General features: G+C 68.8%; 24 protein-coding genes. 10 read left to right on the plus strand and 14 right to left on the minus strand.

Translation table 11 applies throughout. The features are described 5' to 3' along the window. Positions 1-35 precede the first annotated feature (35 nt). The 4 genes from NDI65_RS07150 to NDI65_RS07165 are packed head-to-tail and all read right to left on the minus strand — an operon-like array spanning position 36 to position 3,226. Positions 36-512, minus strand: coding sequence for a hypothetical protein (locus NDI65_RS07150; RefSeq protein ID WP_310893517.1), 477 nt, complete (start codon positions 510-512; stop codon positions 36-38). A 37-nt stretch (positions 513-549) separates the two neighbouring features. Continuing rightward, positions 550-1,974 (minus strand): cytochrome bc complex cytochrome b subunit, encoded by a 1,425-nt coding sequence (locus tag NDI65_RS07155; RefSeq protein WP_310893518.1) that lies wholly within the window; start codon positions 1,972-1,974, stop codon positions 550-552. Between the two features lies 1 nt (position 1,975). Next, a complete protein-coding gene (locus NDI65_RS07160) occupies positions 1,976-2,611 on the minus strand; it encodes a Rieske (2Fe-2S) protein (protein WP_089777377.1) in 636 nt (211 codons plus the stop codon). A 15-nt stretch (positions 2,612-2,626) separates the two neighbouring features. Next, complete coding sequence (locus NDI65_RS07165) at positions 2,627-3,226, minus strand: hypothetical protein (RefSeq protein WP_089777378.1); 600 nt, start codon at positions 3,224-3,226, stop codon at positions 2,627-2,629. A gap of 270 nt (positions 3,227-3,496) precedes the next feature. On the opposite strand from NDI65_RS07165, the gene NDI65_RS07170 reads away from it, so the two are divergent. Further along, complete coding sequence (locus tag NDI65_RS07170; RefSeq protein ID WP_089777379.1) at positions 3,497-4,183, plus strand: plastocyanin/azurin family copper-binding protein; 687 nt, start codon at positions 3,497-3,499, stop codon at positions 4,181-4,183. Positions 4,184-4,202: 19 nt separating this feature from the next. Here the strand turns inward: NDI65_RS07170 and NDI65_RS07175 are convergent, their stop codons facing one another. Further along, positions 4,203-5,561 carry a divalent metal cation transporter gene (locus NDI65_RS07175; protein ID WP_089777380.1) on the minus strand — a complete coding sequence of 453 codons (1,359 nt, stop codon included), beginning with the start codon at positions 5,559-5,561 and terminating at the stop codon, positions 4,203-4,205. A gap of 122 nt (positions 5,562-5,683) precedes the next feature. On the opposite strand from NDI65_RS07175, the gene NDI65_RS07180 reads away from it, so the two are divergent. Next, positions 5,684-7,576, plus strand: a complete 1,893-nt coding sequence (locus NDI65_RS07180) for a PAS domain S-box protein (protein WP_310893519.1) — start codon at positions 5,684-5,686, stop codon at positions 7,574-7,576. On the opposite strand, the gene NDI65_RS07185 is transcribed toward NDI65_RS07180, so the two are convergent. The 5 genes from NDI65_RS07185 to NDI65_RS07205 form a co-directional block, all read right to left on the minus strand. Further along, a complete protein-coding gene (locus NDI65_RS07185) occupies positions 7,537-7,908 on the minus strand; it encodes a tautomerase family protein (RefSeq protein WP_089777382.1) in 372 nt (123 codons plus the stop codon). The two genes, NDI65_RS07180 and NDI65_RS07185, sit on opposite strands and share 40 nt — an antisense overlap. Before the next feature lie 16 nt (positions 7,909-7,924). Further along, positions 7,925-9,037 carry an alanine--glyoxylate aminotransferase family protein gene (locus NDI65_RS07190; protein WP_089779827.1) on the minus strand — a complete coding sequence of 371 codons (1,113 nt, stop codon included), beginning with the start codon at positions 9,035-9,037 and terminating at the stop codon, positions 7,925-7,927. Between the two features lie 151 nt (positions 9,038-9,188). Beyond that, positions 9,189-10,178 (minus strand): VOC family protein, encoded by a 990-nt coding sequence (locus NDI65_RS07195; protein WP_089777383.1) that lies wholly within the window; start codon positions 10,176-10,178, stop codon positions 9,189-9,191. Between the two features lie 100 nt (positions 10,179-10,278). Next, complete coding sequence (locus NDI65_RS07200) at positions 10,279-11,175, minus strand: transcriptional regulator (protein WP_089777384.1); 897 nt, start codon at positions 11,173-11,175, stop codon at positions 10,279-10,281. 1,034 nt (positions 11,176-12,209) lie between these two features. After that, positions 12,210-12,473 carry a hypothetical protein gene (locus NDI65_RS07205; protein ID WP_089777386.1) on the minus strand — a complete coding sequence of 88 codons (264 nt, stop codon included), beginning with the start codon at positions 12,471-12,473 and terminating at the stop codon, positions 12,210-12,212. Positions 12,474-12,682: 209 nt separating this feature from the next. Here NDI65_RS07205 and NDI65_RS07210 point away from each other — a divergent pair, with 209 nt between their 5' ends. The 3 genes from NDI65_RS07210 (at position 12,683) to NDI65_RS07220 (ending at position 15,811) form a co-directional block, all read left to right on the plus strand. Then, positions 12,683-14,074 carry an FAD-binding oxidoreductase gene (locus tag NDI65_RS07210; RefSeq protein WP_089777387.1) on the plus strand — a complete coding sequence of 464 codons (1,392 nt, stop codon included), beginning with the start codon at positions 12,683-12,685 and terminating at the stop codon, positions 14,072-14,074. 65 nt (positions 14,075-14,139) lie between these two features. After that, positions 14,140-15,024 (plus strand): aldo/keto reductase, encoded by an 885-nt coding sequence (locus NDI65_RS07215; protein ID WP_007275241.1) that lies wholly within the window; start codon positions 14,140-14,142, stop codon positions 15,022-15,024. Positions 15,025-15,064: 40 nt separating this feature from the next. Beyond that, positions 15,065-15,811, plus strand: a complete 747-nt coding sequence (locus tag NDI65_RS07220; RefSeq protein ID WP_089777388.1) for a class I SAM-dependent methyltransferase — start codon at positions 15,065-15,067, stop codon at positions 15,809-15,811. Between the two features lie 9 nt (positions 15,812-15,820). Here the strand turns inward: NDI65_RS07220 and NDI65_RS07225 are convergent, their stop codons facing one another. The 4 genes from NDI65_RS07225 to thiE form a co-directional block, all read right to left on the minus strand. Then, the gene (locus tag NDI65_RS07225; RefSeq protein ID WP_089777389.1) at positions 15,821-16,618 is read right to left on the minus strand and encodes an aldolase/citrate lyase family protein; all 798 of its coding nucleotides are present in this window, start codon (positions 16,616-16,618) and stop codon (positions 15,821-15,823) included. Positions 16,619-16,696: 78 nt separating this feature from the next. Next, a complete protein-coding gene (gene thiD, locus NDI65_RS07230; protein WP_007275238.1) occupies positions 16,697-17,536 on the minus strand; it encodes a bifunctional hydroxymethylpyrimidine kinase/phosphomethylpyrimidine kinase in 840 nt (279 codons plus the stop codon). After that, the gene (thiM, locus tag NDI65_RS07235) at positions 17,537-18,433 is read right to left on the minus strand and encodes a hydroxyethylthiazole kinase (RefSeq protein WP_188422929.1); all 897 of its coding nucleotides are present in this window, start codon (positions 18,431-18,433) and stop codon (positions 17,537-17,539) included. Next, the gene (gene thiE / locus NDI65_RS07240; protein WP_310893520.1) at positions 18,430-19,062 is read right to left on the minus strand and encodes a thiamine phosphate synthase; all 633 of its coding nucleotides are present in this window, start codon (positions 19,060-19,062) and stop codon (positions 18,430-18,432) included. Before thiE ends, thiM begins: the two co-directional genes overlap by 4 nt. 148 nt (positions 19,063-19,210) lie before the next feature. Between thiE and NDI65_RS07245 the strand changes: the two genes are divergently transcribed. The 5 genes from NDI65_RS07245 to NDI65_RS07265 all read left to right on the plus strand — a co-directional run bounded on the left by NDI65_RS07245 (position 19,211) and on the right by NDI65_RS07265 (position 25,607). Then, positions 19,211-19,786 (plus strand): flavodoxin domain-containing protein, encoded by a 576-nt coding sequence (locus tag NDI65_RS07245; RefSeq protein WP_007275235.1) that lies wholly within the window; start codon positions 19,211-19,213, stop codon positions 19,784-19,786. 26 nt (positions 19,787-19,812) lie between these two features. Then, positions 19,813-20,625, plus strand: coding sequence for a hypothetical protein (locus NDI65_RS07250; RefSeq protein WP_089777392.1), 813 nt, complete (start codon positions 19,813-19,815; stop codon positions 20,623-20,625). A gap of 145 nt (positions 20,626-20,770) precedes the next feature. Beyond that, the gene (locus NDI65_RS07255; RefSeq protein WP_089777393.1) at positions 20,771-23,932 is read left to right on the plus strand and encodes an FAD-binding and (Fe-S)-binding domain-containing protein; all 3,162 of its coding nucleotides are present in this window, start codon (positions 20,771-20,773) and stop codon (positions 23,930-23,932) included. A gap of 144 nt (positions 23,933-24,076) precedes the next feature. Continuing rightward, positions 24,077-25,213 (plus strand): alanine--glyoxylate aminotransferase family protein, encoded by a 1,137-nt coding sequence (locus tag NDI65_RS07260; protein WP_193310940.1) that lies wholly within the window; start codon positions 24,077-24,079, stop codon positions 25,211-25,213. Positions 25,214-25,340: 127 nt separating this feature from the next. Beyond that, positions 25,341-25,607: a hypothetical protein gene (locus tag NDI65_RS07265; RefSeq protein WP_089777395.1), complete on the plus strand. Its 267-nt coding sequence runs from the start codon at positions 25,341-25,343 to the stop codon at positions 25,605-25,607. Position 25,608: the final 1 nt, after the last annotated feature.

The following is a 25,608-nucleotide window of genomic DNA, read 5'->3' on the forward strand; positions in this document are numbered from 1 at the left end:
TCGCCCGCGAGCCGCCGTCGGACTCGGCGGCGCGGTCACTCCCGACGCGAGGCGAGCGCGAGCCGGCCACCGCCGGCGACGATGCCGAGGATGCCGACCAGCCCGAGGGGGCCGGAGAGTCCGAACAGCGTCGCCGCGAGGCGGAACGAGCCGGCGGCGCGAAGGGCGACGCCGGCGGCCGCGACGGCGAACGCCGAGAGCCAGAGCGCGCCGCCCAGTCGGGCCAGCCGACTGCGCCACAGGCGCGTTGCGAGGCTCGTGAGCGGCCGTCGGGGACGGCCGTCGGCGGGGTCGGCCGCCGGGGCGGAGTCGTCTCCGCGGTCGTCGGGTGGCGTCTCCTCGCGGGGCGAGAGGAACGCGGTCCCGACGCCGACGACGAAGCCGACGAGTCCGACGACGAGCGAGTGCGGGGCCGCGGCCCCGTTGAGCGCGGCGGCTATCGCCACGAGGCCGACGAGTTTCGAGCCGCCGTCGACGAGGCGGAACGCGCGGGGGGAGAGTGGAACGTTCATAGTCGAAGTCGAGTTCGGTGAGTCGGGGTCTGTGCGGTCAGCCGGCGGTCCCGAGGCGGCGCTTGCGGCGTTTGAGGAGCCAGTAGACGACCGCGAAGTCGAAAACCGGCATCCCCACGGTCAGCGCGACGAGCCACGGGTAGAGAACGGCGTCGGAGACGCCGAGCACGGCGGCGACGGTGGCCCGCATCCCGTCGATAGAGAGGACGATGATGAGCATGACGGCCGCGACGCCGAGGGCCGTCTGGAGCGGTCGGTCGAGCGGGTCGGCGGTGAAGTGGACCGGGTGTTCGGGGTTGTCGAGGAGCGGCCAGAGCATCATCACGCCGATGATGAGCGAGGGGACGACGACGCCGCCGGCGAACCGGCCCCACTCGCCGAGCCACGAGGGCATCATCTTCAGCGAGCCGAACACCCACATGAAGAACCAGTCCGGGCCGACGTGCGAGGGCGTCGACGTGGGCGTCGCCGGGCCGATGGCGGCGATGCGCTGGACCGGGAAGAAGCCGGCGAGGAAGGCGACGGTCGCGGCCGTCAGGAGGAAGACGATGGTCGAGACGAGGAACTGCTGGGGGAAAAGCGGCATTCCGACGACGACGCTGTCGTCATCGTCGTCGGGGCGGCCCTCGCCGCGGGAGCTCGGCGCGTGTTCGGTGTGTTTCTGCCGCATCAACACGGCCATGTGGAGGGCGATAGCGCCGACCAGCGCGGCCGGGATGAGAAAGACGTGGAGGAAGAACATCCGCGGGATGACCTGGTCGGCCCCGGCCGGGAACGCCCCGCCGAAGACGAGCGACTGCAGGAACGACCCGACGACCGGAATCGTGCCGGTCATCTGGAAGCCGATGGTCGTCGCGGTCTTGCTGAAGTTGTCGTAGGGGAGCGCGTAGCCGAAAAAGCCCTCCACGAGGGCGAAAAGCAGCAGCGTGCTCCCGATGAACCAGTTCGGCTCGTGGGGGTTGCGGTACGCGCCCGTGAAGAAGACGCGGAACATGTGCAGGGCGATGGCGGCGATGAAGATGTACGCCGCCCAGTGGTGCATCATGCGCGCGAACATCCCGAAGGTGGTGTCGTAGGTGATGTGCAGGACGCTCGCGAACGCCGCGGGGACCTCCGTGCCGGCGTACTGGAGCGCGTTGCCCTCGTAGGTGACGGCGTTGACCGCCGGATTGTACAGGAGGCCGAGGAACGTCCCCGTCAGGCCGAGGATGACGAAGGTGAAAAGCGCGATTTCGCCGAGGAGGAACGAGCCGTAGTTGTCCTCCGGGAACGCCTTGCCGAGGAGCGTGTGGTCCAGTTCGAGCCGCTGGTCCAGCCAGTCGAACAGGGCGTTTCTCGGGTACGCCTCGTGGGTCCGGACCGTCAGGTCGGTCCCCGGCAGGTCGCCGCCCGCCTCGCCGCCGTCCGGCCGCGCGTCGGGTCGGTCGTCGCCGGAGCCGTCGTCAGGTGCTGTCCCCGTCATCTCACTCCTCCGTCCCGATCGGTCCCTCGAACGGCCCCGTCGCGAGGAGGAGCGTCCCGTCCTCGTCGTCGGCGATGCCGAGGGGGAGCTGCGGGAGCGCCCGCGAGGCCGGGCCGCCGGTCACGGACGCGCCCTTCGTGGGGTCGTAGAGGCTTCCGTGACAGGGACACCGGAGCTCCGAGTCCTGTTCGCCCGCGACGAGACAGCCCTCGTGGGTGCAGACCTTCGAGTAGGCCACGTAGCCCTTGGCCGTCCCCTCGATGTTCGTCGGCGACTCGTACTCGTCTTCGGGGAACCGAAGCAGGAGCGTGGTCGCGCGCTTCGTGACGAGCGCCCCGCCGCCTTCCTTCTCCGGGAAGACGTCCATCTTGTCGAACTCGTCGGTCGAGAGCGCGTCGGCGGCGGTCAGGGGGTTGCCGTCCCTGTCGACGAGGCGCGTGCCCTCGACGTAGAGCGTCTCGCTTCCGGTGTCGAGACTGCCGGGGAGGCCCGCGGCGTAGCCGATACCGAAGCTTCCGATGGCGGCCGCGCCGCCGATGCCGGCGAGGAGCTTCGCCATGTTTCGCCGCGTCAGTTCGTCGTCTGTCTGCGGGATGTCCGAGCGGTCTGTGTCGGTGTCGTTGGTGCGTTTGCGCATGGTCTGTGCGGTTGGTCAGTGGTCTCTGGTCTCTGCGACGGTGATGCTCGGGACGAAGTACGCCGTGTACGCGAGGACGGTCAGCGCGAGCGAGAGGAACAGCATCCCGGCGTAGGTGCCGAGGAACTGCGTCCGCGCCGGGCCGAGCCCCTCCAGCGTGAGGAGGGCGGCGAACGACACGTCCACCCACGAGAGGAGCGCCACGACGAGCAGTCCGGTCCGCGACGACACGGCCGGGACGTAGTCGAGGATGCGCCGGGACTCCGTCTCCATGTACGGCGGGACGGAGACGGTCGCGCGGCCGCCGTCGGCGACGACGGAGTCGTCGAGGTGGCTGATGCGGTCGAGGAACCGTTTCGTCCCGACCATCACGCCGACCATCCCGAGGAGCGCGACCCACGCGACGACGCCGGCCTGATTGACGCCGACTTCGACCGGCCCGGGGAGGTAGCCGCTCGCGGGCTGGAGGTCGGACGAGGTGTTGACGGCGACCGGCTCCGCGCCGGTGCCGACGCCGATACCCCCGCCTTCGGTCCCGCTCGTCAGCGCGACGTACCACATCGGGAGCAGTACGACCGCGATGAGGAGCAGGATGACTGCGGTCTCACGTCGCATCGGTTCTCACCGCCGAACGTCGGGTCGGGTTCACCACGAATTTCATGAATGTACCAATAGTTTTACGTAATTGTTGATGCCGGATTAGCGCTCCCGCGGCCGCGGCGGCGACCGTGGGTTCGCGGGAGCGACGATGCCACGTAAGCGTTCAGACGAGCGGTTATCTGTTTTTCTGTTTCGGGATGTTCGGGAATCAACAGAACTACAAGATAGTAGACGAACGGTCACGTAGTCGGCCGTATCAGCGGTAATTCAAACTTGAAATCCATTATGAACAGACGAACGTTCATGAAAAATATTGCGGGTGGAATCGCCGTTCTCGGGGCGTCGACGGGCGTCACCGGGGCGTCGGGCGGGAATTCGACCGCCGGTTCCGACGGGGGTACAGACGCCGGCGGCGGTTCGGGCGGCGGCGGCTCGGCCACCCATACTATCCAGATGGTGACAGAAGACGGGGAGTACTATTTCGACCCCGTCGGACTGCACGTCGACCCCGGCGACACCGTCGAGTGGGTCATCGAAAGCGGGGACCACTCCGCGACGGCCTACGCCGAGTCGAATCAGGCCGAGGGGCGCATCCCGGCGGACGCGTCCGGTTTCGACAGCGGCCTCCTTGAGGAATCTGGTGCGAGCTTTTCGTACACCTTCGAGGTTGAGGGCACCTACGACTACTTCTGTAGCCCGCACAAACAGCTCGGGATGGTCGGTCGGGTCGTCTGCGGCGAGCCCGGCGGCCCGGCCGAGGAGGGCGCGATTCCGAACGAACCGGGGTCAGGTCTCATGCCCGGGTCGGCGGACATCGTCGAGGCGGGGTCGCTGTCGTACCCCTACGTGCCGAGCGGCGGGTCCTCGGGGTCGCTCCCGTGGCAGTTCTGGGCCGCAATGGGCGGTCTCGGGACCGCTGTCGTCGCGATGGTCTCCAAGTACGACCGGGCGTCGGGCCGCTACAGCGAGTAGGGCCGCGACGACCCCCCCGTCAGGCCGCGGTCGGTCGCGCGACCGTCTCGCGGACGAACTTGCCGAGCAGGCCGAGCGTCGCCGCCGCCATGGCCGCGGCGAAGACGACGACGAAGACCGAAAGCGGGTCGCCGAGGTCCGAAAGCGCCCGCGAGCGGACGAAGTTCGCGGCGAGGACCGTCGTGACCGCGAACAGGACGACGCCGCCGAGGTTCGCCGGCGTCGAGTTCGGCTCCGCGACCGCGTCGCCGTTGAGTAAGACGAGCACGACGGCGATTGCGAAGGGCGTGCCGACGAGGCCGAACGCAAGCACCAACACGAGAAGCGGGAAAAAGGCCCCGCCGAGGAACGCGCCGACGCCGGAGAACAGCGCCACGCCGGCGAGGAGCGCGCGGTATCGGCCGTCCGAGAGGTCCGTTCCCCAGCCGAGTTTGTCGGCGACGAGGAACGGCGGGACGACGGTGTTGCCGCCGAGCGTGGAGACGGCCGCGCCGAGGAGGCCGAGCAGGAACAGCCACTTCGCGTTCGCGCCCGCTATCGGGCCGAGCGCCTGCGCGGCCGCCACCGCCGAGAGGTCGCTCGCGGCCACCTCGGGGCTGTGGAGGACGCTCGCGGCGACGAGGAAGATGGCGAGGCTGTAGACGCCGAAGGCGACGAGCATGGACGCGCCCACGTCGAACGTCGCCAGCCCGTAGTCGCGGGTCGTCCAGCCGCGAGCGCGCATCGTGTACGAGTGCATCGTGATGAGCGTGATGTGGACCGCGCCGCCGAGGATGCCGGCCGCGACGAGCGCGCCGTCGACGCCGGCGGGGATTCGCGGGACGAGCCCGCCGGCCGCGGCCGCCGGGTCGATGGGAACCAAAACCAGCGACGCGAGGAACGCGGCGACGACGGCCGCGACGAGTCCCTTCGCGAGGAGTTCGACGAAGCGGTAGCCGCGCCCGGCGAGGCCGGCGGCGAGGACGACGGCCCACACGACGCCCCAGACGCGGGCGTCGACGCCGGTTATCGTCGCGCTCACGTTCGCGAGACCCTGCATGATGACCAACTGGGCCAGCCCCGCCGCCAGCACGCCGTCGGCGACGAGCACCCACGCCCAGCCGTCGCCCAACTCGCGTTCCACGACGGAGACGATGCCGTCCTCCGTGAGCAGGCCGAGCCGCATCGAGAGGTACTGCGCCGACGCCCCGAGCACCGCCGAGAGCAGCACGACCCACAGCATCGCGTAGCCGAACGTCGCCCCCGCCGTGAGCACGGTCGCCATCGTCGCCGGTCCCGCCGCGACCGCGCCCGCGACCCACGACGGCCCCATCTCCGAGAGATATCCCCGCCAGTCGCCGCTCATCACCGCCGATACGTCGAGTCTCGGTTCGTTCATGCCGTCGTGGTCTCGGCGGTCGTCACAAAAGTGTTGTTACTGAGTAATACAACCGGATAATATCTCGCGTCGCGGGAGTCGGCGCGCGACCTTTTATCTGACGGTCGTGAGTGTCCTAGGTAATGCATGATGGTGGTGGAACGGTCCGGCTCCTCGTCGTCGCCGATTCGAGCGTCGCGGCGGCGATCGTCGAAGCCGCCCGTCGGCGAGTGGCGCGGGTCGACGTCGAGGAGGTTCGCACCGCCACCGCGGCGCTGGAACGACTCGGGGGCGCCGACGCCGGTTCGGACTCCGACTTCGACTGTGTCCTCGCGTCGACCGACGCGGGGGAGATGGACACGCTCGACTTCCTCGCCGCGGTTCGGAGACGCGCTCTCGACCTGCCGTTTTTCGTCGTCGTCGACGGGGAACGCGGGCTGACGGCGAGCGACGCCCTCGACGCCGGCGTCACCGACTACGTTCGAGTGCGGGACCGCGAGGGGTACGACGAGGTGGCCGCCCGGGTCGAGCGGGTGGTCGCACCGCCCGCTCCGGGGCGGGTCGCCCAGTCGCTCGTCTACGAGCGCGTCTTCGAACAGATGCTGGAGGGCGCGTGCCTGTACGACCGCGAAGGGCGATTCCTCCTCGCGAGCGACTACCTGGCCGACTTCTACGGGATGACGCCCGCCGAACTCGAAGGCGAGCGGAGCCTGCTCGTCGAGACGGTCCGCGAGGAACGCCCGGGCGACCCGTATCAGCGGCTCTTGGACGAGGAGGTCGACTCGCTCGAAGGCGAGACCGAACTCGTCACGCCGGACGGCGAGTCGCGGACGCTGAGCTACCGCTTCGCGCCGTTTCAGGTGGCCGGCGAAGTCGTCGGCGTCATCGGCGTATCGAGGGACATCACCGACCGACGAGAGCGAGAGCGGAAACTGAGGCGCGCCCGCGAGGAGTACCAAGAGCTCATCGACGGGATGAACGACACCGTCTGGGTCATCGATATCGACAGCCACATCCTCGCGGTGAACGAGACCGCGGTGGAACTGCTCGGCTACTCGCGGGACGAACTCCTCTCGATGACGGTCCACGACATCGACGCGGGACTCAGCGACGACGAGGCATCGGCGCTCATCACGCAGATGCCGTCGGACGGCACGCAGGTGTTCGAGACGGTCCACCGGGCGAAAGACGGCCGGGAGATTCCCGTCGAAATCAGTTCGAGCCTCGTGACCTACCGCGAGAGGACGGTCGTCCTGAGCGTCGCCCGCGACATCACGACGCGGAAGCGCTACGAGGCGGAACTCCGCGAGCAGAACCGCCTCCTCGAAACACAACGCGACGAGCTATCGGTGCTGAATCAGGTCGTCCGTCACGACGTGCGCAACGACCTGCAGTTGGTGACCGCCTACGCGGAACTGCTCGGAGAGCGCGTCGCCGACGACGAGGCGCGGGAGTACGTCGAAATCGTCCGGAAGCGCGCCAATCACGCGGTCGAACTGACGAAGACGGCCAGAGACATGGCCGAGATGATGAGCACGCGGGGCGTCGAGACCGAACCGGTCCCGCTGGTCCCGGTGCTGCGAGGCGAACTCGCGTCGCTGCGAGAGATGGCACCCAACGCGAGCGTGACGGTCGACGCCGAGTTGCCGACGGTCGCGGTGCTCGCCGACGACATGCTCGGGTCCGTCTTCCGGAACCTCCTGACGAACGCCGTCCAGCACACCGACGGGGACGAGCCGACTATCGAGGTCTCCGTCTCCGAGACCGAGGGGGGCGACCGCGTCGTGGTCCGAATTGCCGACGACGGGCGCGGCGTGCCCGACGAGCGGAAAGAGTCGATTTTCGCCAAGGACGAAAAGGGACTGGAGAGCCGTGGGACCGGCCTCGGACTGTACCTCGTGCAGTCGCTGGTCGAGAAGTACGGCGGCGACGTGTGGGTCGAGGACAACGACCCCTGCGGTTCCGTCTTCGCGGTCGAACTCCGGACCGCCCCCGGTCAGGCCGACTCGGACCAGTCGTCGCCGACGCGGTCGTAGCCCATCATCTGGCTCCCCTCGTGTTCGGTGAAGACGACCTTCTGGTTCGACTCCGGCACGCCGAACCGCTCGGCGACGGCCTCGATGACCGCGAGAGCGAGGTCCCGTTTCCGGTCCGCCGACCGACCCGCCCGGATGTCGGCCTGCAACACGACGGTCTTGTCCCCGGTCGCCCGACCGAGATGAATCGCCTCGACCTCGCGGACGGTGACGGCGGCGTAGTCGGTGTCGGCGTCCATCCGCTCGGCGTACAGCTCGGCCATCTCGGTGGCGAACTGGTCCGCCTCGCGCGCCGTGACCTCGAAGTCGAGGTCGAACTGGAGATGCGGCATCTGCGACGGGGCTTCCCTACAGGTCCGCCACGTCTTCGATGGCGTCGGTCAGCGCCTTGATGGACTCGACGTCGTGTTCGCCCATGTGGCCGATGCGGAACGTCTTCTCGCCGAGCGCGGAGCCGTAGCCGTTCGAGAACGCCATGTCGTACTTCTCGTTGACCTCCTCGATGGTGGCGGCGACGTCGATGCCCTGCGTGTTCTCGATGCAGGCGACGGTCTGGGACTCGTAGCCCTCCTCGGGGAACATGTCGAAGTGCTCGTAGGCCCACTCGCGGGTGTACTCGGCCATCTCGCGGTGGCGCTGGTCGCGCCCCTCGTGGCCCTCTTCGAGCATGTACTTCATCTGCTTTCGGTACGCGAGCATGATGGGAATCGCGGGCGTGGAGTGGGTCTGGCCCTTGCGGTCGTAGTAGTCGAGGGCGCGCTGGAAGCCGCCGTACCACGACGCCGAGTCCTTCGACAGTTCGCGCTCGTAGGCGTCCTCGCTGACGGTGCAGACGGCGAGCCCCGGCGGCATGGCGAACGCCTTCTGCGACGAGGCGAAGATGACGTCGATGTTGTGCTCGTCGATGTCGACGTAGTCGCCGCCGAGGGCGGACACCGCGTCGACGACGAAGTAGGTGTCGGGGTACTCGGCGACCACGTCGCCGATCTCCTCGATGGGGTTGCGGACGCCGGTCGAACTCTCGTTCATCACCGTGGCGACCACGTCGTACTGCTTGTCGCTGGACTCCAGCGCCTCGCGGATGTCCTCGGGCTTGATGGCCTGGCCCCACTCGTACTCGATGCGGTCGACGTTCTTGCCGAGTCGCTCCGCGACGTTCGCGTGGCGCTCGCTGAAGCTCCCGCAGGTCGGCACGAGGATGTTCTCGTCGACGAGGTTGAGCGTCGAGGACTCCCAGATTTCGGTGCCCGACCCCGTGAGAATCATCACGTCGTTGTCCGTGCCGAGGAACTCCTTCGTGTCCTCGACGATGGTGGTATAGAGGTCGGTCATGCGGTCCATGCGGTGGCCGAACATCGGCTGGCACATCTCCGCGATGACGTCCTCGCGCACCTCGGTCGGACCGGGGATGTACAGCGTCTTGTCCTGATAGTCGTCCGTGTATTCGCGTTTTTCCGTCACGTCATCCACCTGAATACGGACCACTGCGTCGCGGGCGATGATGGTACTTGTGATTGCGACACTCGTCGCAGTCGCTCAGGCGGTGTTAACACGGGACAAAACGGGGCGTCCACCGGGCGGGAACGGTTCCGGACCGGTTCGGGGTCGGGAGTCAGTCGTCGGCTTCGGCCGACTCGGCCCGCGGGACCGTCACGTCGGTCAGTCCGGCCTCTATCTGTTCGCGCCGACCTTCGAACTCGCCGGGGAGAACGAGGCGGCCGCCGAGGTCGTCGAGGGGTTCGTCGGCGGTGTAGCCCGGGTCGCTCGTGGCGAGTTCGAACAGCACGCCGCCGAACTCGCGGAAGTAGACCGACCGGAACCAGTGGCGGTTGATTTGGGCCGTCGGGCGCAGGCCCTTCGACTGGACGGCCTTGCGCATCGCCTGTTGGTCCTCGTCGGTCGGCGTCTGGAAGGCGACGTGGTGGACCGTGCCGAGGCCCTGTCGACCGCTCTCGATTGTCGGCAACACGTCCACGTACTTCCCGACGCTCCCGGTCGCGGCGAACCGCGTCCGCTCGTCGCCGGGGGTGTCGCCCTGCGCTTCCTCGGTGCCGACGCGCTCGAAGCCCATCGTTTCGAGGAGGTCTTCGGTGGGCTGGGGGTCGGCCAGCCAGAGCGTCACGGAGTGGAAGCCGCGAATCGCGACGTCTTCGGGGACGAACTCGGTCCACGGGACGGTCGGGTCGTCGTCGGGAACCTCGACTTCGACCAGTTCGACCGGGAGGCCGTCGGGGTCGCTGAAGGGGAGGACGGTCTCGCCGAACCGCTCGACTCGGTCGTCGTAGTCGACGCCGTACTCGTCGAATCGGTCCTCCCAGTAGTCGAGGCTCCCCTCGGGCACGCGGAACGCGGTGCGGGAGACCTGTCCGGTGCCGACCTTCCCCCGCGAGAGGTTCTCCCACGGGAAGAACGTCATGCTCGTGCCGGGCGTCCCCTCCGCGTCCGTGAAGAAGAAGTGGTACGTGCTGGGGTCGTCCTGATTGATGGAGCGCTTGGCGAGGCGGAGGCCGAGCGTCTCGACCCAGAAGTCGAGGTTCTGCTGGGGGTCGCCCGCGATGCAGGTGACGTGGTGGATGCCGGGTGTCGGCGTGGGTTCTGCCATGGGAAGCGCTACGGGCCGGAAGGACTTGAGTATCCGCTGACGCGAGTGTTACCGGGTCGCGGCGGCGTCAGCAGGTCGAGCGTCCGTCCCCCCTCGCCGGTCACGCCTCCGCATCCAGCGACACGGAGTCCGCCCTGACCGACGCGTAGACGCGCTCGGCCCACTGGCGGGCAATCGGCGCGTCGGTGTCGACGAACACCTCCATCAGCCCCGTCGTTTCGTCGTAGCCGCCGATGCCGACGCGGTCGTCGAAGATGGCGAGTCCGTACGGGAGTTCGCCGCGGGTCCGAAGCCGGAGGTGGCCGCACTCGATGGCCTCCCGTGCGCGCTCCGGATAGGTCTCGAACAGTTTCTCCGCGATTTCGGGGCGGTAGATAATCTCCGTCTCCGTCTCGTCGAAGACGTGCCGGTGGAACTCGCCGAAGACGAGCGGGGCCATGTGCGTGGTGTTGAACCCGCGGAACGTCTCCGACCCGCGGACGAGTTCGACGAACCGCTCGACGGGGCGGTACGGGTCTTCCGACTCGGCGACGGTCACCGTCGCGTCCGCGAACGGTTCGACGACGAACTCGTCGTGGTCGTCGCAGATGGCGTCGAGGAGCGGCGTCAACCGCCGGGCGGTTCGGACGTTCGCCTCGAATCGCAGGACTTCCTCGGCGACGACTTCTCCGAGGCCGGTCAACCGGAACCGGCGGTCGGTTCGCTCGCCGAGTCCCCGCTCGTCCAGCCAGCGCGTGAAGCGGTGGCTCGTCGCCTTCGAGACCCCGAGTCGGTCCTCGATTCCCCGCCTGTCCAGCGGTTCGTCGAGGAGCGCCTCCAGTAGCGGACCGTGCCGGACGACGTCCACGAGGTCGTCCGTCTTGATGCGCTCACCCGCGGTCGACAACTGCCGTCCGAGACGTCGGCGGTTCCGCGCGTTTTCGAGAATCGCGTCCAGAACCGACGGCTCCGGCGGCGAACCGTCGCCACCGCCGGAACCGCCGTCGGAACTGTGCATGTGAATCACTGGCTAGTTGGTCGGCCCGAGTAGTAACTTCATCCCTCGGCGCTCAGTGGTCGGTGGCGCGCCCCTTCAGCAACGGGTTCCACCTCGGTTGGGTTCCACCGGCTCACTGCAGCGTCTCGTTGGAATGGCGTGGTGGACCCCTCTTTGGTAGATTAGTGGACGCGGTGCAGACAAAACACATACTTCGTGGCGGGGTCTCAATGTCAAACGTGAAGACTGTCAGACAATTTAGTCTGGAAACTCCGTGGGTCTTCGTTCTCGTAACGGTGGTTCTGTGGGTTCTCCTCTACGTTCTCCTCGAATCGGTGCTCTTCGGCGGACAGTGGGTGAGTGCGGTGAGTCGGGGCGCGTTCGGCGGGTTCGTCTGTGGCCTGACAGTGTTGGCATGGAGACGTTATGAACCATAATCACGAGACACGGCTGTAACGCGGCTGCTGACAGGTGCGGCGTGATACGTATTGCGGTGAGACTATCGACCGAGCATACCGAGGCTTCCATAGAACACGAACAGTGCCCCGAGGACGACCCCTCCAACGAGCGTTCCGGCTGTCGACGAGACAACGAGCCCAAGCGTCGCTATCCCGCCACCGACGACTATCCAACACAGGCCAGTCCAGCGATGGCTGAGGCGCTCGAACCACGGCGAGATTCGGGGGGGCGAGAACCCGTACAAGACCGATGAGCGCGAGAGCGATTCCGGCGACAACGCCAGCAGTATCGATGGGGTCTGTCGTGAAGACGAGAACGCCGATAGCGAGCAGTGCGACCAGCACCGTACTCACGCCGGACCACACACCACCGAACTCGTCGTCACTGTCAGTCATCGATAGCGGTCAGATGTCGGTTGCAACGCATCTGTGAACGAGTACTGGTCGGACGTCTAATATATTTCGTCAGCGCCAGTGACCGACTCGCGCGTTGTATTCGGCAAACCGCCGCTCTCTGTTTCCACTGGGCGAGCCAAACGAACCGATTGAAAAAGCGTGCGTATTCGTCATCGATCTAGAGAGGTCGCGAATCCACACTCAGAGTGACGTAGACACCTGAACTGAGAGAACTCCCACAGCGCCCAAGACTACGGCCCAGAATCCTAAATCGCCGATCTCGAAGTCGGATGGAGACCCGGTGGACATCTCGTATACTGATGCGAGTATCAGCCCCACTCCAGCGATGCTACCCAAGATGATGGGTAGGCCCGCGCTCCCCTCGGTGAGAGCGAGGACTGGCCCGATTGCGAAGGCCGCACCATAGACCGCCAAGCACGCGTAAAATACGTAAAATCGCTCCATGGATAGTAGTAATACAGAGCTGACATAATCGTGGGGGTTGAGCCGACCGATACGCGCGCTGTGTTCAGCACGACTTCGACGCGGTGTCTGAAACGAACACTCTCGATAGCGTCATCGGACCCACTTGTCTCACGGAGTGAAACGCGACTCACGCCGGAACACACCTCTCGGGAGTTGAGGCTAACGGCCGTGCGAACCAATGGCAACGCATGTCCAACGACCAGCAACGCGACAGCTTCGACGCGAGCCTTCGCGGAACAGTCCTTCGCCCGGGAGACGCCGAGTACGACGAGGCCCGCGCGGTGTGGAACGGGATGATAGACAGGCGACCGTCGCTCATCGTCCGCTGTGCGGGTGTCGCCGACGTGGTCCGGTCGGTGGACTACGCGCGGGAGAGCGGCCTCGTCGTCGCGGTTCGCGGCGGCGGCCACAACGTCGCGGGAACGGCCGTCTGCGACGACGGCATCGTCATCGACCTCTCGGAGATGACGGGCGTCCGGGTCGACCCCGACGAGCGAACCGCGTGGGTCGAGGGGGGCGCGCGGTGGGCCGACGTCGACCACGAGACGCAACTGTTCGGTCTTGCCGCGCCGGGCGGCGTCGTCTCCGACACGGGCGTCGCCGGACTCACGCTCGGCGGCGGCCTCGGACACCTCCGCCGGAAGCACGGCCTCAGTTGCGACAACCTCCGGTCGGTGGAACTCGTCACCGCCGCCGGCGAAGTCGTGACCGCGAGCCGGGACGAGAACGCCGACCTGTTCTGGGGGCTCCGCGGCGGGGGTGGAAACTTCGGCGTCGTCACCGGCTTCGAGTTCGAACTCCACCCCGTCGGCCCGGAGGTCGCGATGTGTCTGGTGTTCTACCCCGCGGCCGACATCCCGGACCGCCTGCGGGACTTCCGCGAGTACGCGCGGTCCGCCCCCGACGAGGTGAGCGCGCTCACCTTCTCGGGCGTGCTTCCCGACGAGGAACTGTTCGGCGAGGCGGCGGCGACTCCGAAACTCGGCGTTCTCGGCTGCTACGCCGGTCCGCCCGAGGAGGGAACCGAGGCGCTCGCACCGCTCCGCGAGTTCGCCGACCCAATCGCCGACTTCAGCGGCGTGATGCCCTACGTCGAACTCCAGCGCCTCCTCGACGAGGACTACCCCGACGGCATGCGCTACTACTGGAAGTCGCTCTACCTCGACGGGCTTTCGGACGACGTCATCGAACGACTCGGCTACTGGACCGACGCGGCTCCGTCGCCGCTTTCGACCGTCGACGTGTGGCACCTCGGCGGCGCAATCGCCGACGTCGGCGCGGACGAGAGCGCGTTCGCCGGTCGGGGCGCGCCGTACCTCCTCGGCGTGGAGGGTAACTGGGAGGACCCCGACGCCGACGCGGAGAACGTCGCGTGGGTCCGCGACTGCATCGACGACATGCGGCGGTTCTCCGACGGCACCGTCTACCTGAACTTCCCCGGCTTCCTCGAAGGCGGTGACGAGCTGGTGCGGACGACGTTCGGCCCCGCCTACGAGCGACTCGTCGCCCTGAAAGACGAGTACGACCCGACGAACCTGTTCCGGCTGAATCAGAACGTCGCGCCGTCGGCCTCCCGGTGAGCGCGTCACGGAAAACGGACCGGGGGAGACGCACGTTTTTGTCCGTCGGCGATGACGTTCGACGTATGCAGACCCGCGCACTCGGCGACACCGGCCACGAGAGTACCATCGCAACGTTCGGCGCTATCGCGCTCAACTGGCTCGAACAGGAGGGCGCGAACCAGATGGTCGAACACGTCCTCTCGAAGGGCGTCAACCACTTCGACGTGGCCCCGACCTACGGCGACGCGGAGCTCAAACTGGGCCCGAAGCTCCGCCAGCACCGCGAGGACATCTTCCTCGGCTGTAAGACCCAAGAGCGGGGCTACGAGGGCGCGAAGCGGAAGCTCGACCGCTCCTTTGACCGCCTCGGCGTCGACTACATCGACCTCTATCAGGTCCACGGCCTCGAATACGAGTCCGAACTGGACGAAATCACGGCCGACGACGGCGCGCTCGCGGCCTTCCGCGAGGCGAAAGACGAGGGGAAAATCGGCCACATCGGGCTGACGAGCCACGGGAATCCGGGGCTCATCCGCGACGCCATCGACCGCATCGACGACCTCGAAACGCTGATGTTCCCGCTGAACCCCGTCGTCGTCGGCAAGGGCGACGACGAACACGACTACGCGGGCGTCTTCGAGGCGGCCGAGAAGGCGGGTATCGGGACGCTCGGCATCAAGGCGTTCGCTCGCGGCCCGTGGCCCGACACCGACGACCTCCCCGAGGCGGACCGGCCGTTCGCCAACTGGTACGAGCCGGTCGACGCCCCGGACGAAATCGCCGAGCGGTTCGACTTCGCGGCCGCCCAGGGCCTCACGAGCGTCGTCACGCCGGGCGACCCGAAGCTCGTGGCGATGGTCCTCGACGCCGCGACGCGGTACAACGGCATGGACGAGACGGCCCAGCGGTCGCTCATCGAGCGCCTCCGCCACGACGAGAGCCCCGTGCCCGAGCAACTCCACCACTAGCGAGGCGAGACGACTCCCGCCTCGATTCCACCCGCCGCCAATGGACGTTCCAACGACCGTCACGGCCGCCCTCGACGACCGGCCGGTCCGCGACGCGGTCTGTCTGGAGGCCGGCGCGGGGACCGGCAACGCCACCGCCGGACTCCTCGACGCGGGCGCGAAACGGGTCTACGCCGTCACGAACGACCCGGAACACGCCGCCCTCGTCCGCGACCGGGTGGCACCCGAGCCGGCGGACCGAGCGCGGACCGCGGTGCTTCAGGCCGACGTTCGGAGCCTCCCGCTCGCCGACGACTCGGTCGGTATCGTCACCGCCCACGGGCTGTTCAACCTCATCGGTCCCGAGTCGCTCGCCGCCGTCGCACGGGAGCTAACGCGGGTCGCCGCGCCCGGCTGTCACCTCGTCGTCGACGACTACGAACCGCTCCCCGACGACGCCGCGATTCGGGAGCTGTTCGCGCTCGAAAACGCGGCGAGCCAGTTGGCCCGCGGGCGACCCGCGCTGACGTTCTATCCGGGCGACGCGCTCGGGGCGCTGTTTTCGGGGTACGACTGGCGCTTCGACCGCGAACTGACCCTACTGGACCCGGTGCCGTGGTCCGAAAGCCACGTCGAGGCGCACGCGTCGCTGGCGAGGTCGCTGGCGGCCGAGGTTCCCGACCCGATGGGCGGGTGGCTCGCGGCCGAGGTCGAGCGCGTCGCCGACGCGGTCGAATCGGAGTCCGCGGGCGAGATGTACAGCGTGGCGATGCGGCTGTCCGACTCGGGGGCGGACGCGACTCGATAGCCGCGGGCGCTACTCCCCGCGGTCGACCGCCGCGTCGTCGAGCCAGCCGTCGACGACGCCCTTGAGCGCGCCGGTGGTACTGCCGAGATTGATGAGCTGATAGCCGTGTTCCGCCTTCCGGTTCGCGTCGTCCATGCCGAAGCCGAGGCCGCCGACGGGGACGCCCGCATCGACGGCGGCCGAGCGGATGCGCTCGACCGCGTCCCGCACGTCGGGGTGGTCTATCTCGCCGGGGTGGCCGAGCGCCACCGAGAGGTCGAACGGCCCGATGAAGACGAAGCCCAGTTCGGGCACGTCGAGAATCGCGTCGAGGTCCGCGAGCGACTCGGCGGTCTCGATGGTCACGCCGACGAGCGTCTCGCGGTCCTCGCGCGCGACGTAGTCGTCGGCGAGGCCCCACCGGCGGGCGCGGGGCGACGCGAGGCCGCGGTCGCCGGGGCCGTCGCCGTAGGTGAAGCGGGCCGACCGAACCGCCGCGCGGACCTCGTCGGCCGACTCCACGCGCGGGAGGAAGACGTTCCTGACGCCGAGGTCGAGGGCCTTCCGGACGAACTCGGGGTCCGCCGTCGGGAGCCGAACCAGCGGCTCGATGCCGGTTCGTTCCGCCGCGCGGAGGAGGTCCTCCATCGCGCCCGAGTCGAGCGGGCTGGGGCCGCCGTGTTCGAGGTCGAGCCAGACGAAGTCGAGACCGAGTTCGCCGTAGAACTCCACGAGCGTCGGGCTGTAGGTGTTGTCGAGGACGCCGAGCGCGACGCCGCCGGCCTCGATTCGGGCGCGGAGCGCGTTCGATGCTGGTGTGTCGACCATGTTCGCGATACGACACGTAGCCGGAAAAAGGGGCGTGGCGGCCGTCGGAGAGCCGCGTCGCCGGTCGCCGGTCGTCGCTTACGACTCGTCGGGCGTCCAGCCGTCGCCGACGCCGACGAGGTGGTTCACGCTCCCCGCGCCCTCGCCCACGTCGGCGGGTTCGGCGAGGGTCGCGCGCGTGAATTCGATGCCGTGCCGGACCGCGTCGGCGAGGTCGTCGCCGCGGGCGAGGCGAGCGGCGACGGCGCTCGAAAGCGTACAGCCCGAGCCGTGAGTCGCCGTCGCGTCGATGCGGGGGTTGACGAACGTCGTCGTCTCGGTCGGCGTGACGAGCGTGTCGACCACGGTGTCGCCGTCGGGCGCGACGTGGCCGCCCTTCAGGAGCACGGCGTCAGCGCCGCGGTCGAAGAACCAGTCGGCGGCCTCGGAGACGGCCGTCGGTGAGTCGGGGAACACGCCCGTCAGCGCCTCGGCCTCGTCGGCGTTCGGCGTGGCGAGCGTCGCCCGCGCGAACAGCGCGTCGTAGGCGTCGACGGCGTCCTCGGCCAGCAGTCTGTCGCCGGAGGTGGCGACCATCACGGGGTCGAGGACGACCGGAGCGTCGCAGTCGGCGAGGCAGTCGGCGACCGTCTCGACGGCCTCGGCCGTCGCCAGCATCCCGAGTTTCACGGCCGCGATGTCGAAGTCGTCAGCGACGGCCTCGAACTGGGCGCGAATCGACTCGGCGGGGAGGACGTGCGACCCCTCGACGCCGCGGGTGTTCTGGGCCGTCGCGGCCACGATGACCGACCCGCCGTAGACGCCGAGTCGGGTCATCGCCTTCAGGTCGGCCTGGATGCCCGCGCCGCCGCCGGAGTCGCTGGAGGCGATGGTGAGGGCGTACGGCGGCGTCCGCGGGTCGGGCGGGGTCCCCGGCATCTATCGCACCTCGATGCGGTCGATTCGGTCGGCGATGTCCGGTGTCGAGGCGTCCGCGAGCCCCGCGACCGCGTCGAGGAAGGCGATTTTGTAGCTCGCCGGGCCGCGGTAGTCGCCGAACGCGCCCTCGGCGGCGAGTTCGCCCGCGAGCCCGTACGCCGCGGTTCCGGCGAGCGCCGCGTCGAGCGGGTCGTCCACGGCGGCCGCGAACACCGCGAGGGTCACGCCGAGCATACAGCCGGTGCCGACGACCGCGCCCATCATCGAGTGGCCGGCGTCGACCTCGAAGGCGGTCTCCTCGGTGGCGACGATGTCGGTCTCGCCGGAGGCGACGACGACCGCGCCGGTCTTCCGGGCGCACTCGACGGCCGCCGCGGCGATTTCGGCGTACTCGCCGACCGACTCGACCCCGCGGACCTCGGCGTCGTCGCCGACGAGCGCGGATATCTCCCCGTAGTTGCCGTTGAGCACGTCCACGTCGAGGTCGGTGACGAGGCGGTCCGCGACCCGGTCTCTCGTCGGGGTCGCGCCGACGCCGACGGGGTCGACGACGAGGGGCACGCCGCGCTCGTTGGCGGCCCGCCCGGCGGTCAGCATCGTCTCCTCGCCGGACTCGCTCACGGTCCCCATGTTGAGCAGACAGCCGTCGGCGATACCGACCATGTCGCCGACCTCGCGCTCGTCGTCGGACATGACCGGCAGGCCGCCCCAGTAGAGCGTGACGTTCGCCACGTCGTTGACCGTCACGTCGTTCGTGACCGAGTTGATGAGCGGTTGCTCGCCCGCGACCGCGGCGAGCGCCTCGTCCAGCGCCACGTCGGGCACGCCGCCCGTACCGGGCGCGTCGTCCGAACCGCCCGGTCCACCCGCGCCGTCAGCGTCGTCGTGTCCGCTCATCGGCTGTCCCTCCCGGCGGCGACCGAATCGGCGAGGTGGCGGGTCGCGTCGGCGGGGTCGTCCGCGGCGGTGATGGCCGAGACGACCGCGACGCCGTCGGCCCCGGCGGCGACCACGTCGGCGGCGTTGTCGGGCGTGACGCCGCCGATGCCGACGAACGGAATGGAGACGGCGTCCGCGATGGCAGACACGCGCTCGGTCCCGATTTCGGACTGCTCGGGGTCGGTGTCTTTCGTGTCGGTGGCGAACACCGCGCCGACGCCGAGGTAGTCCGCGCCGGCCTCCGCGGCGGCTCTCGCGCCCGCGACGGTCGAGACCGACCGGCCGACGATGGCGTCGTCGCCGAGTTGCTCGCGCGCGACCGAGACGGGCACGTCGTCGTCGCCGAGGTGGACGCCGTCGGCGTCGATGGCGGCCGCGATGTCGACCCGGTCGTTGACGACGAGCGGGACGCCCGCGTCGGCCGTCACGGAGCGAACCTCGTGGCCGATCTCGTAGCGCTCGCGGGCGCTCGCGTGCTTCTCGCGGAGCTGAACGACGTCGACGCCGCCGTCGACGGCGGCCCGCACCACGTCCGGCGTCGACCGCGCGCCCGAGCGGTCAGACTGCGTCACAAGATAGGTTCCCATCGGAGTATTCATGAGTTGTATTCAAGAGTGATGCGGCGACGGGCAAAACAGTTCCTCCTCCGAGCGTCGTCCGGCCGGATTCCCGACGACTGAGAGGTGCCGACTGCCGTTATGGTGTGAGCGAGCTAACAGGAACGCGGTGAACTGTATGGGAACGATACTCGTCGCGTACGGGAGCAAAGAGGGACAGACGGAGAAGATAGCCGGGCGCATCGCGATGGCGCTGGCGGCCCACGGGTACGACGTGCGGACCGAGTCGGTCACCGACGACGCCGCCGGCGAGGCGGTCGCCGACGCCGACGCGGTGCTCGTCGGGTCGTCGATTCACATGGGCGCGCACTCGAAGCAGGTGTACGCGTTCGTCCGCGAGTACCGCGAGGACATCGAGGCGCGGCCCAACGGCTTCTTCCAGGTGTCGCTGTCGTCGGCGCTCGACGACGAGGACGCCCGCGCCGAGGTCGCGACGTACATCGACGAGTTCGTCGAGGAAAGCGGCTGGCACCCCGAGCGGATGGCCGCGTTCGGGGGCGCGCTTCGGTACTCCGAGTACGGCTTTCTCACCCGGATGGTGATGAAGCGCATCGCCAAGGGCGCGACCGGCGACACGGACGCCTCGCGGGACTACGAGTACACCGACTGGGACGAAGTCGAGACGTTCGCCGCCGACTTCGCGGACTTCGTGGACTCGACCGCGGGCACCGCCGCGGGAGGGGCGGCGGTCTGAGCGGGCGGGCCGGCCCGGTGATTTCCGTGAATTTCCGCACACTCGGTATCGTCGTCGTCGCCGCGCTCGTCGTGGTCGCGGTCGCGGCCGGCGGGCTCTGGGCGTTCGGCCGGCTCTCGTTTCTCGACTCCTACGGGAGCCAGTACGACTACAGCGTCCGCATCTCGGCGGACGAACCGGTTTCGAACGTGACGGTCCTCGTCCCGCTTCCCGTCAGCGACGGCTCCTCGGCCGTCGGCGACGCCGTCGAGTCCCGCGAGTACCTGCTTCCGGCGGGCTGGGGGTACGCCGTGGCCGAGACGGAGTACGGTCCGATGCTCCGCCTCCGGGCCGACGAGATTCCCGCCGACCCGACGTACTACCGGAGCGTCGTCGAGAACGACCGACTCGTCCGCTGGGAGCGGATTCCGGCGAGCGAGTACAGTCGGAACGACTCCGACACGCTCCGCGTCGAACACGACGCGATAGACCTGTCCGCCGACGTGCGGGTGAACCAGTCCATCGACACGCTCGCGCCCGAGGGGACCGAACCGCTGTTCGAACCCCGCGAGAACGCCCGGCTCGTCCCCTGCGACTGGCCGAGCGAGGGCGACGACACCCGGTGTTACGACTACGAGTCGATGCTGTTCGTGCAGTACGACGGCCCCGCGACGACGAACGTCTCGGTGAGCGTCGAACTCCGCGGCGCGAACTCGTGGTGGGTCGGCGGCTGGAACTACAACGAGTACGTCGACCACGTCGCCGCCTACGACCTCCCGGCGGACCGACAGGGCTGGGTCGTCGCCGACGGCGAACTCCGAACCGGCGTCGGGAACTACCCCCGGAACCCGCCGCAGTAGCCGAGGTCTCAGCCGGGTGAAAACCCGTACAACCCCCGCTCAGACCCCGTGCGACGAAGCCGGCCCGCCGCGAACGACTACCGCTTCGGGCAAACGTGGCGAGTCACACACAGGTTTTTGCTATCCTGAACGATTATATGTGATAATGTCTGGCGACGGCCCTCCGCGGGCGACGCGAATCACGGCGGAAACGAACGGCGAGAGACGGGGAGATTTCCAGCGATTTCAGGAGTCGCGCGACTACGACGTGGTCGACGTGGCCGAACACGCCGACCTCGCCGCCGACCTCCGGGACGTCGTCTCCGGCGAGGTCCGGTTCGACGAGTACGCGCAGGTGCTGTACGCGACCGACGGGTCGATTTACCGGGCGCGCCCGGCGGGGGTGGTCATCCCTCGCGACGAAGACGACGTGCGCGCCGCGGTGCGGACGGCGGCCGAACACGACGTGCCGGTGCTCCCGCGCGGGGCGGGGTCGTCGCTGGCGGGGCAGACCGTCGGCCCCGGCTGCGTCGTCATCGACTGCTCGAAGTACATGGACGACATCGTCTGCGTGGACCCCGACGCGCGGCGGGCGCGGGTCCAACCCGGCGTGGTGCAGGACGACCTCGACGACCGCCTCGCCGACCACGGCCTGAAGTTCGCGCCGGACCCCGCCTCGTCGAACCGCGCGACCGTCGGCGGCGGCATCGGCAACAACTCCACGGGCGCGCACTCGGTCCGCTACGGCATCACCGACGCCTACACCGAGGAGCTGCGGGTCGTCCTCGCGGACGGGTCGGTCGTCCACACCCGCGACGTGGTCGTCGGGAGCGACGAGTGGGACCGCATCGTCGGGAAGGACGACCGCGAGGCCGACCTCTACCGGACCGTCCTCGGCCTCGTCGAGGACCACGAGGAGGAAATCGAGCGGCGGTATCCGACCCTCAAGCGGTCGGTGTCGGGCTACAACCTCCACAAGGTCGTTTCCGAGACCGACGACGGCGAGACGGTGGTCAACCTCTCGAAGCTGTTCGTCGGCGCGGAGGGCACCCTCGGCGTCGTCGTCGAGGCCACCGTGTCGCTCGTGACGGTCCCCGAGGAGACGGCGCTCGTCCTCTACGCCTACGACGACCTCGTGGAGGCGATGGCCGCGGTCCCCGACGCGCTCGACTTCGACGCCAGCGCGGTCGAACTCATGGACGACGAGGTGTTGCGAATGGCCGCCGAGTCGAGCGAGTACGCCCAGTACGTCGAGGAGATTCCCGACGGCACGGCGGCGACGCTGATGCTGGAGTTCGACTCCGAACTGCACGACGACTTCGAGGCGGTGATTCGCGAGGCGAACGACCACTTCCTGCGAGACGGCGACGCCGAGTCGGCGGCTGGTGACGCCAACGACGGCGGCGGCGGCGCGTTCGAGGCCATCGAGGCGTACACGCCCGCGGCGCAGGCGGACCTCTGGAAGCTCCGCAAGGCGGCGATACCGCTTCTCATGTCGCTGCCGGGCGACCCGAAGCCCTACCCGTTCATCGAGGACGCGAGCGTCCCGCCCGAGGAGTTGGCGGAGTACGTCCAGTCGTTCGAGGACGTGCTGGAAGCCCACGGCACGTCGGCCGCGTACTTCGCCCACGCCGGCGCGGGGACGCTCCACATCCGTCCCATTCTGAATCTGAAGGACGGCGCGGGCATCGAAACGATGCGCGCCATCACCGACGACGTGACGGACCTCGTGTTGGACCACCGCGGGGCCTTCTCGGGCGAGCACGGCGACGGGATGGCCCGGACCGAGTGGAACCCGAAGATGTACGGCCCCGAACTCTGGGGCGCGTTCAAGGAGCTGAAGACGGCGTTCGACCCCGACTGGCGCATGAACCCCGGCAACGTCGTCTACCGCGACGACGCCGACGACTTCGGTCCGGACGGCGACCGCGGCGTCGGCGCCGACATGCGCGAGAACCTCCGGTACGGCGCGGCCTACCAGTCTCTCGAACCCGCGACGACCCTCGATTTCGACGACGAGGGCGGCTTCTCGCACCTCGTCGAACTCTGTAACGGCTGCGGCACCTGCCGGCAGACCGGGTCGGAGACGATGTGTCCGACCTACCGCGCCTCGAAGGACGAGGCCGAGACGACCCGCGGCCGGGCCAACATGCTCCGCGCGGCCATCAGCGGCGACCTCCCGGAGGACGAGATTCACTCCGACCGGTTCCAAGAGGAGGTCCTCGGCCTCTGTGTCGGCTGTAAGGGCTGTCAGAACGACTGCCCGACCGGCGTCGATTTGGCGAAGCTCAAAGCCGAGGTGAAACACGCCCACCACGCCGAGGAAGGCGCGTCGCTCCGCGAGCGCCTGTTCGCCAACATCGACCGGCTGGCCGGCGTCGGGAGCGCCCTCGCGCCCGTCTCGAACTGGGCGGCCGAGATTCCGGGCGCGCGGGCCGCGATGGAGCGGCTCGCGGGCGTCGCCCCCGACCGGTCGCTCCCCTCGTTCACCCGCGACACGCTCGAATCGTGGATGGACGCGCGGCGGCCCCGCGTGCCGGCGAGCGAGGCCGACCACCGCGTCCTCCTGTTTCCCGACACCTACACGAACTACGTCACGCCCGAAATCGGGAAGGCGGCGGTTCGCGTGCTGGAGGCCGCCGGCGTCCACGTCCGACTCGCGGAGGGCGTCGAACCGAGCGGCCGCGCCGCCTACTCCGGCGGTTTCCTCGACCTCGCGCGGCGGCGCGCCGGCCACAACGTCGAGACGCTTCGCCCGTCGGTCGAAACCGGCTGGTCGGTCGTCTTCGTCGAGCCCTCGGACGCGGTGATGTTCCAAGACGAGTACGCCGACCTCCTCCCGGACGACGCGGTCGCCCCGGTCGCCGCGGCCGCCTACGGCGTCATGGAGTTCCTCGACACCCACCGACTGGACGAGTCCCTGCCGATTCGCGGACGCTCGGCCGACGGCGACGACGCGGCCGGACCCGTCGCATCCGCGGTCGCCGACGGCGGCGCGTTCGGCTCGCTCACCTATCACGGCCACTGCAACCAGAAGGCGCTGAACAAGGACCACCACGCGGTGGGCGTCCTCCGGCGGGTCGGCTACGAGGTCGACCCGCTCGATTCGAGCTGCTGCGGCATGGCCGGGAGTTTCGGCTACGAAGCCGAACACTACGACCTCTCGAAGGCTATGGGAGACATCCTGTTCGAACAGGTCGACGACAGCCCGGGCGACGAGGTGGTCGCCCCCGGCGCGTCGTGTCGGACGCAACTCGAAGACAGGGACGAGGCGGCGCGGCGACCGCCGCACCCGATAGAGAAGGTCGCGCAGGCGCTGTCGGGGTGAGCGTGCTGGGGGGCCGGTCGATATCTGGCCCGTTTCACGACGTTCCGCAATCACATCGTTTTTGCCGGTTTGCGTGGCACGTCACATCAGACCATGTCCGATGCACCCGATGTCGGCGAACTCACCCCGCCGAATCGCACGCTGATGGGCCCCGGCCCGAGCGACGTTCACCCGCGCGTCCTCCGCGCGATGTCCACGCCGCTGGTCGGTCACCTCGACCCGTCGTTTATCGACATCATGAACGAGGTGCAGGAGCTCATGCGTTACACGTTCCGCACCGACAACAAGTGGACGATTCCGGTCTCGGGTACCGGGTCGGCGTCGATGGAGGCGGCCATCGGCAACCTCGTCGAACCGGGTGACACGATGCTCGTCCCGACGAACGGCTACTTCGGCGGCCGCATGGAGTCGATGGCCGAGCGCGCCGGCGGCGAGGTCGTCCACGTGGACGCGCCGTGGGGCGAGCCGCTCGACCCCGCGGACGTGCAGGACGCCTTCGACGAGCACCAGCCGGACGTGTTCGGGTTCGTCCACGCCGAGACCTCGACGGGCGTGAAACAGCCGGGCGTCCCCGAACTGACGAGCATCGCCCACGACCACGACGCGCTCGTCGTCGCCGACACCGTCACCTCGCTCGGCGGGGTCGAACTCGAAGTCGACGACTGGGGCATCGACGCAGCCTACTCCGGCCCGCAGAAGTGCCTGTCGTGCCCGCCGGGCGCGAGCCCGCTGACGCTCAACGACCGCGCGATGGACAAGGTTCTCTCGCGCGAGGAGCCGACCCGCTCGTGGTACCTCGACCTGTCGCTGCTGGAGGGCTACTGGGGCGACGACCGCTCGTACCACCACACCGCGCCCATCACCAACGTCTACGCCATCCGCGAGGCGCTCCGGCTGGTCGCCGAAGAGGGCATCGAAGCGCGGTGGGCGCGCCACCGCCGGGTCGCGGGCGCGCTGAAAGCCGGCGTCGAGGCGATGGGCCTCGGCCTCAACCCCGAAGACGACTACTGGCTCCCCAGCCTCAACGCGGTGCTCGTCCCCGACGGCGTCGACGCGGGCGCGGCAATCGACTACGTCCTCGAACACTACGACCTCGAAATCGCCGGCGGCCTCGGCGCGCTCGCGGGCGACATCTTCCGCGTCGGCTGTATGGGCCACTCGGCGCGGCCGGAGAACGTCTCGTTCCTCCTGACCGCCCTCAGCGAGGCGCTGGAGGCGCAGGGCGCGGACGTGGACCCCGAAGCCGGGTTCGCCGCCATGCGCGAAGCGTTGAACCAGTAACGGCTCCGAACCGGCGGCAATTCGGTGTGAACCGCGTCGAAACTCGGCGAAACCGACGCAAAACGCCCGCCACGGTGTCCGCTTTTCATGAGCGTCGCCCCGCGAGTGGCGACCGGAGCGATTCACCATGACCCGACTCACTCTCGTCGGCGTCGCGCTCGCGGTCCTCGTCGCGACCGCGGGCGTCGCCGCCGCCGCACCGTCCGAGAACGCACGCGAATCGTCCCCCGCGTCAGAGGCCGGACAGCAGGGGCCGCCGGGCGAGCTCCCGGACCCGGTTCCGGAGTTCGTATCGGACGTCCACCGCATCGTTAGCGACTTCCTGAGCGGGGCGCTCGACGGCTCGCTTGGGGACTCGCTAAGCGACCGCGCCGACGACTTTTCGGGTGCGTAAC

The organism is Haloferax sp. S2CR25, from assembly GCF_031624535.1.
Taxonomy (GTDB): Archaea; Halobacteriota; Halobacteria; order Halobacteriales; family Haloferacaceae; genus Haloferax; species Haloferax massiliensis.

Coding starts and splice junctions, on each gene's coding strand:
- NDI65_RS07225 (WP_089777389.1), bottom strand. CDS start 16,618: ATGGTCGACACACCAGCATCGAACGCGCTCCGCGCCCGAATCGAGGCC.
- NDI65_RS07180 (WP_310893519.1), top strand. CDS start 5,684: ATGCATGATGGTGGTGGAACGGTCCGGCTCCTCGTCGTCGCCGATTCG.
- NDI65_RS07265 (WP_089777395.1), top strand. CDS start 25,341: ATGACCCGACTCACTCTCGTCGGCGTCGCGCTCGCGGTCCTCGTCGCG.
- NDI65_RS07260 (WP_193310940.1), top strand. CDS start 24,077: ATGGGCCCCGGCCCGAGCGACGTTCACCCGCGCGTCCTCCGCGCGATG.
- thiD (WP_007275238.1), bottom strand. CDS start 17,536: ATGCCGGGGACCCCGCCCGACCCGCGGACGCCGCCGTACGCCCTCACC.
- NDI65_RS07215 (WP_007275241.1), top strand. CDS start 14,140: ATGCAGACCCGCGCACTCGGCGACACCGGCCACGAGAGTACCATCGCA.
- NDI65_RS07165 (WP_089777378.1), bottom strand. CDS start 3,226: ATGCGACGTGAGACCGCAGTCATCCTGCTCCTCATCGCGGTCGTACTG.
- NDI65_RS07185 (WP_089777382.1), bottom strand. CDS start 7,908: ATGCCGCATCTCCAGTTCGACCTCGACTTCGAGGTCACGGCGCGCGAG.
- NDI65_RS07245 (WP_007275235.1), top strand. CDS start 19,211: ATGGGAACGATACTCGTCGCGTACGGGAGCAAAGAGGGACAGACGGAG.
- NDI65_RS07195 (WP_089777383.1), bottom strand. CDS start 10,178: ATGGCAGAACCCACGCCGACACCCGGCATCCACCACGTCACCTGCATC.
- thiM (WP_188422929.1), bottom strand. CDS start 18,433: ATGAGCGGACACGACGACGCTGACGGCGCGGGTGGACCGGGCGGTTCG.
- NDI65_RS07170 (WP_089777379.1), top strand. CDS start 3,497: ATGAACAGACGAACGTTCATGAAAAATATTGCGGGTGGAATCGCCGTT.
- NDI65_RS07160 (WP_089777377.1), bottom strand. CDS start 2,611: ATGCGCAAACGCACCAACGACACCGACACAGACCGCTCGGACATCCCG.
- NDI65_RS07175 (WP_089777380.1), bottom strand. CDS start 5,561: ATGAACGAACCGAGACTCGACGTATCGGCGGTGATGAGCGGCGACTGG.
- thiE (WP_310893520.1), bottom strand. CDS start 19,062: ATGGGAACCTATCTTGTGACGCAGTCTGACCGCTCGGGCGCGCGGTCG.
- NDI65_RS07200 (WP_089777384.1), bottom strand. CDS start 11,175: ATGCACAGTTCCGACGGCGGTTCCGGCGGTGGCGACGGTTCGCCGCCG.
- NDI65_RS07155 (WP_310893518.1), bottom strand. CDS start 1,974: ATGACGGGGACAGCACCTGACGACGGCTCCGGCGACGACCGACCCGAC.
- NDI65_RS07150 (WP_310893517.1), bottom strand. CDS start 512: ATGAACGTTCCACTCTCCCCCCGCGCGTTCCGCCTCGTCGACGGCGGC.
- NDI65_RS07205 (WP_089777386.1), bottom strand. CDS start 12,473: ATGGAGCGATTTTACGTATTTTACGCGTGCTTGGCGGTCTATGGTGCG.
- NDI65_RS07210 (WP_089777387.1), top strand. CDS start 12,683: ATGTCCAACGACCAGCAACGCGACAGCTTCGACGCGAGCCTTCGCGGA.
- NDI65_RS07255 (WP_089777393.1), top strand. CDS start 20,771: ATGTCTGGCGACGGCCCTCCGCGGGCGACGCGAATCACGGCGGAAACG.
- NDI65_RS07220 (WP_089777388.1), top strand. CDS start 15,065: ATGGACGTTCCAACGACCGTCACGGCCGCCCTCGACGACCGGCCGGTC.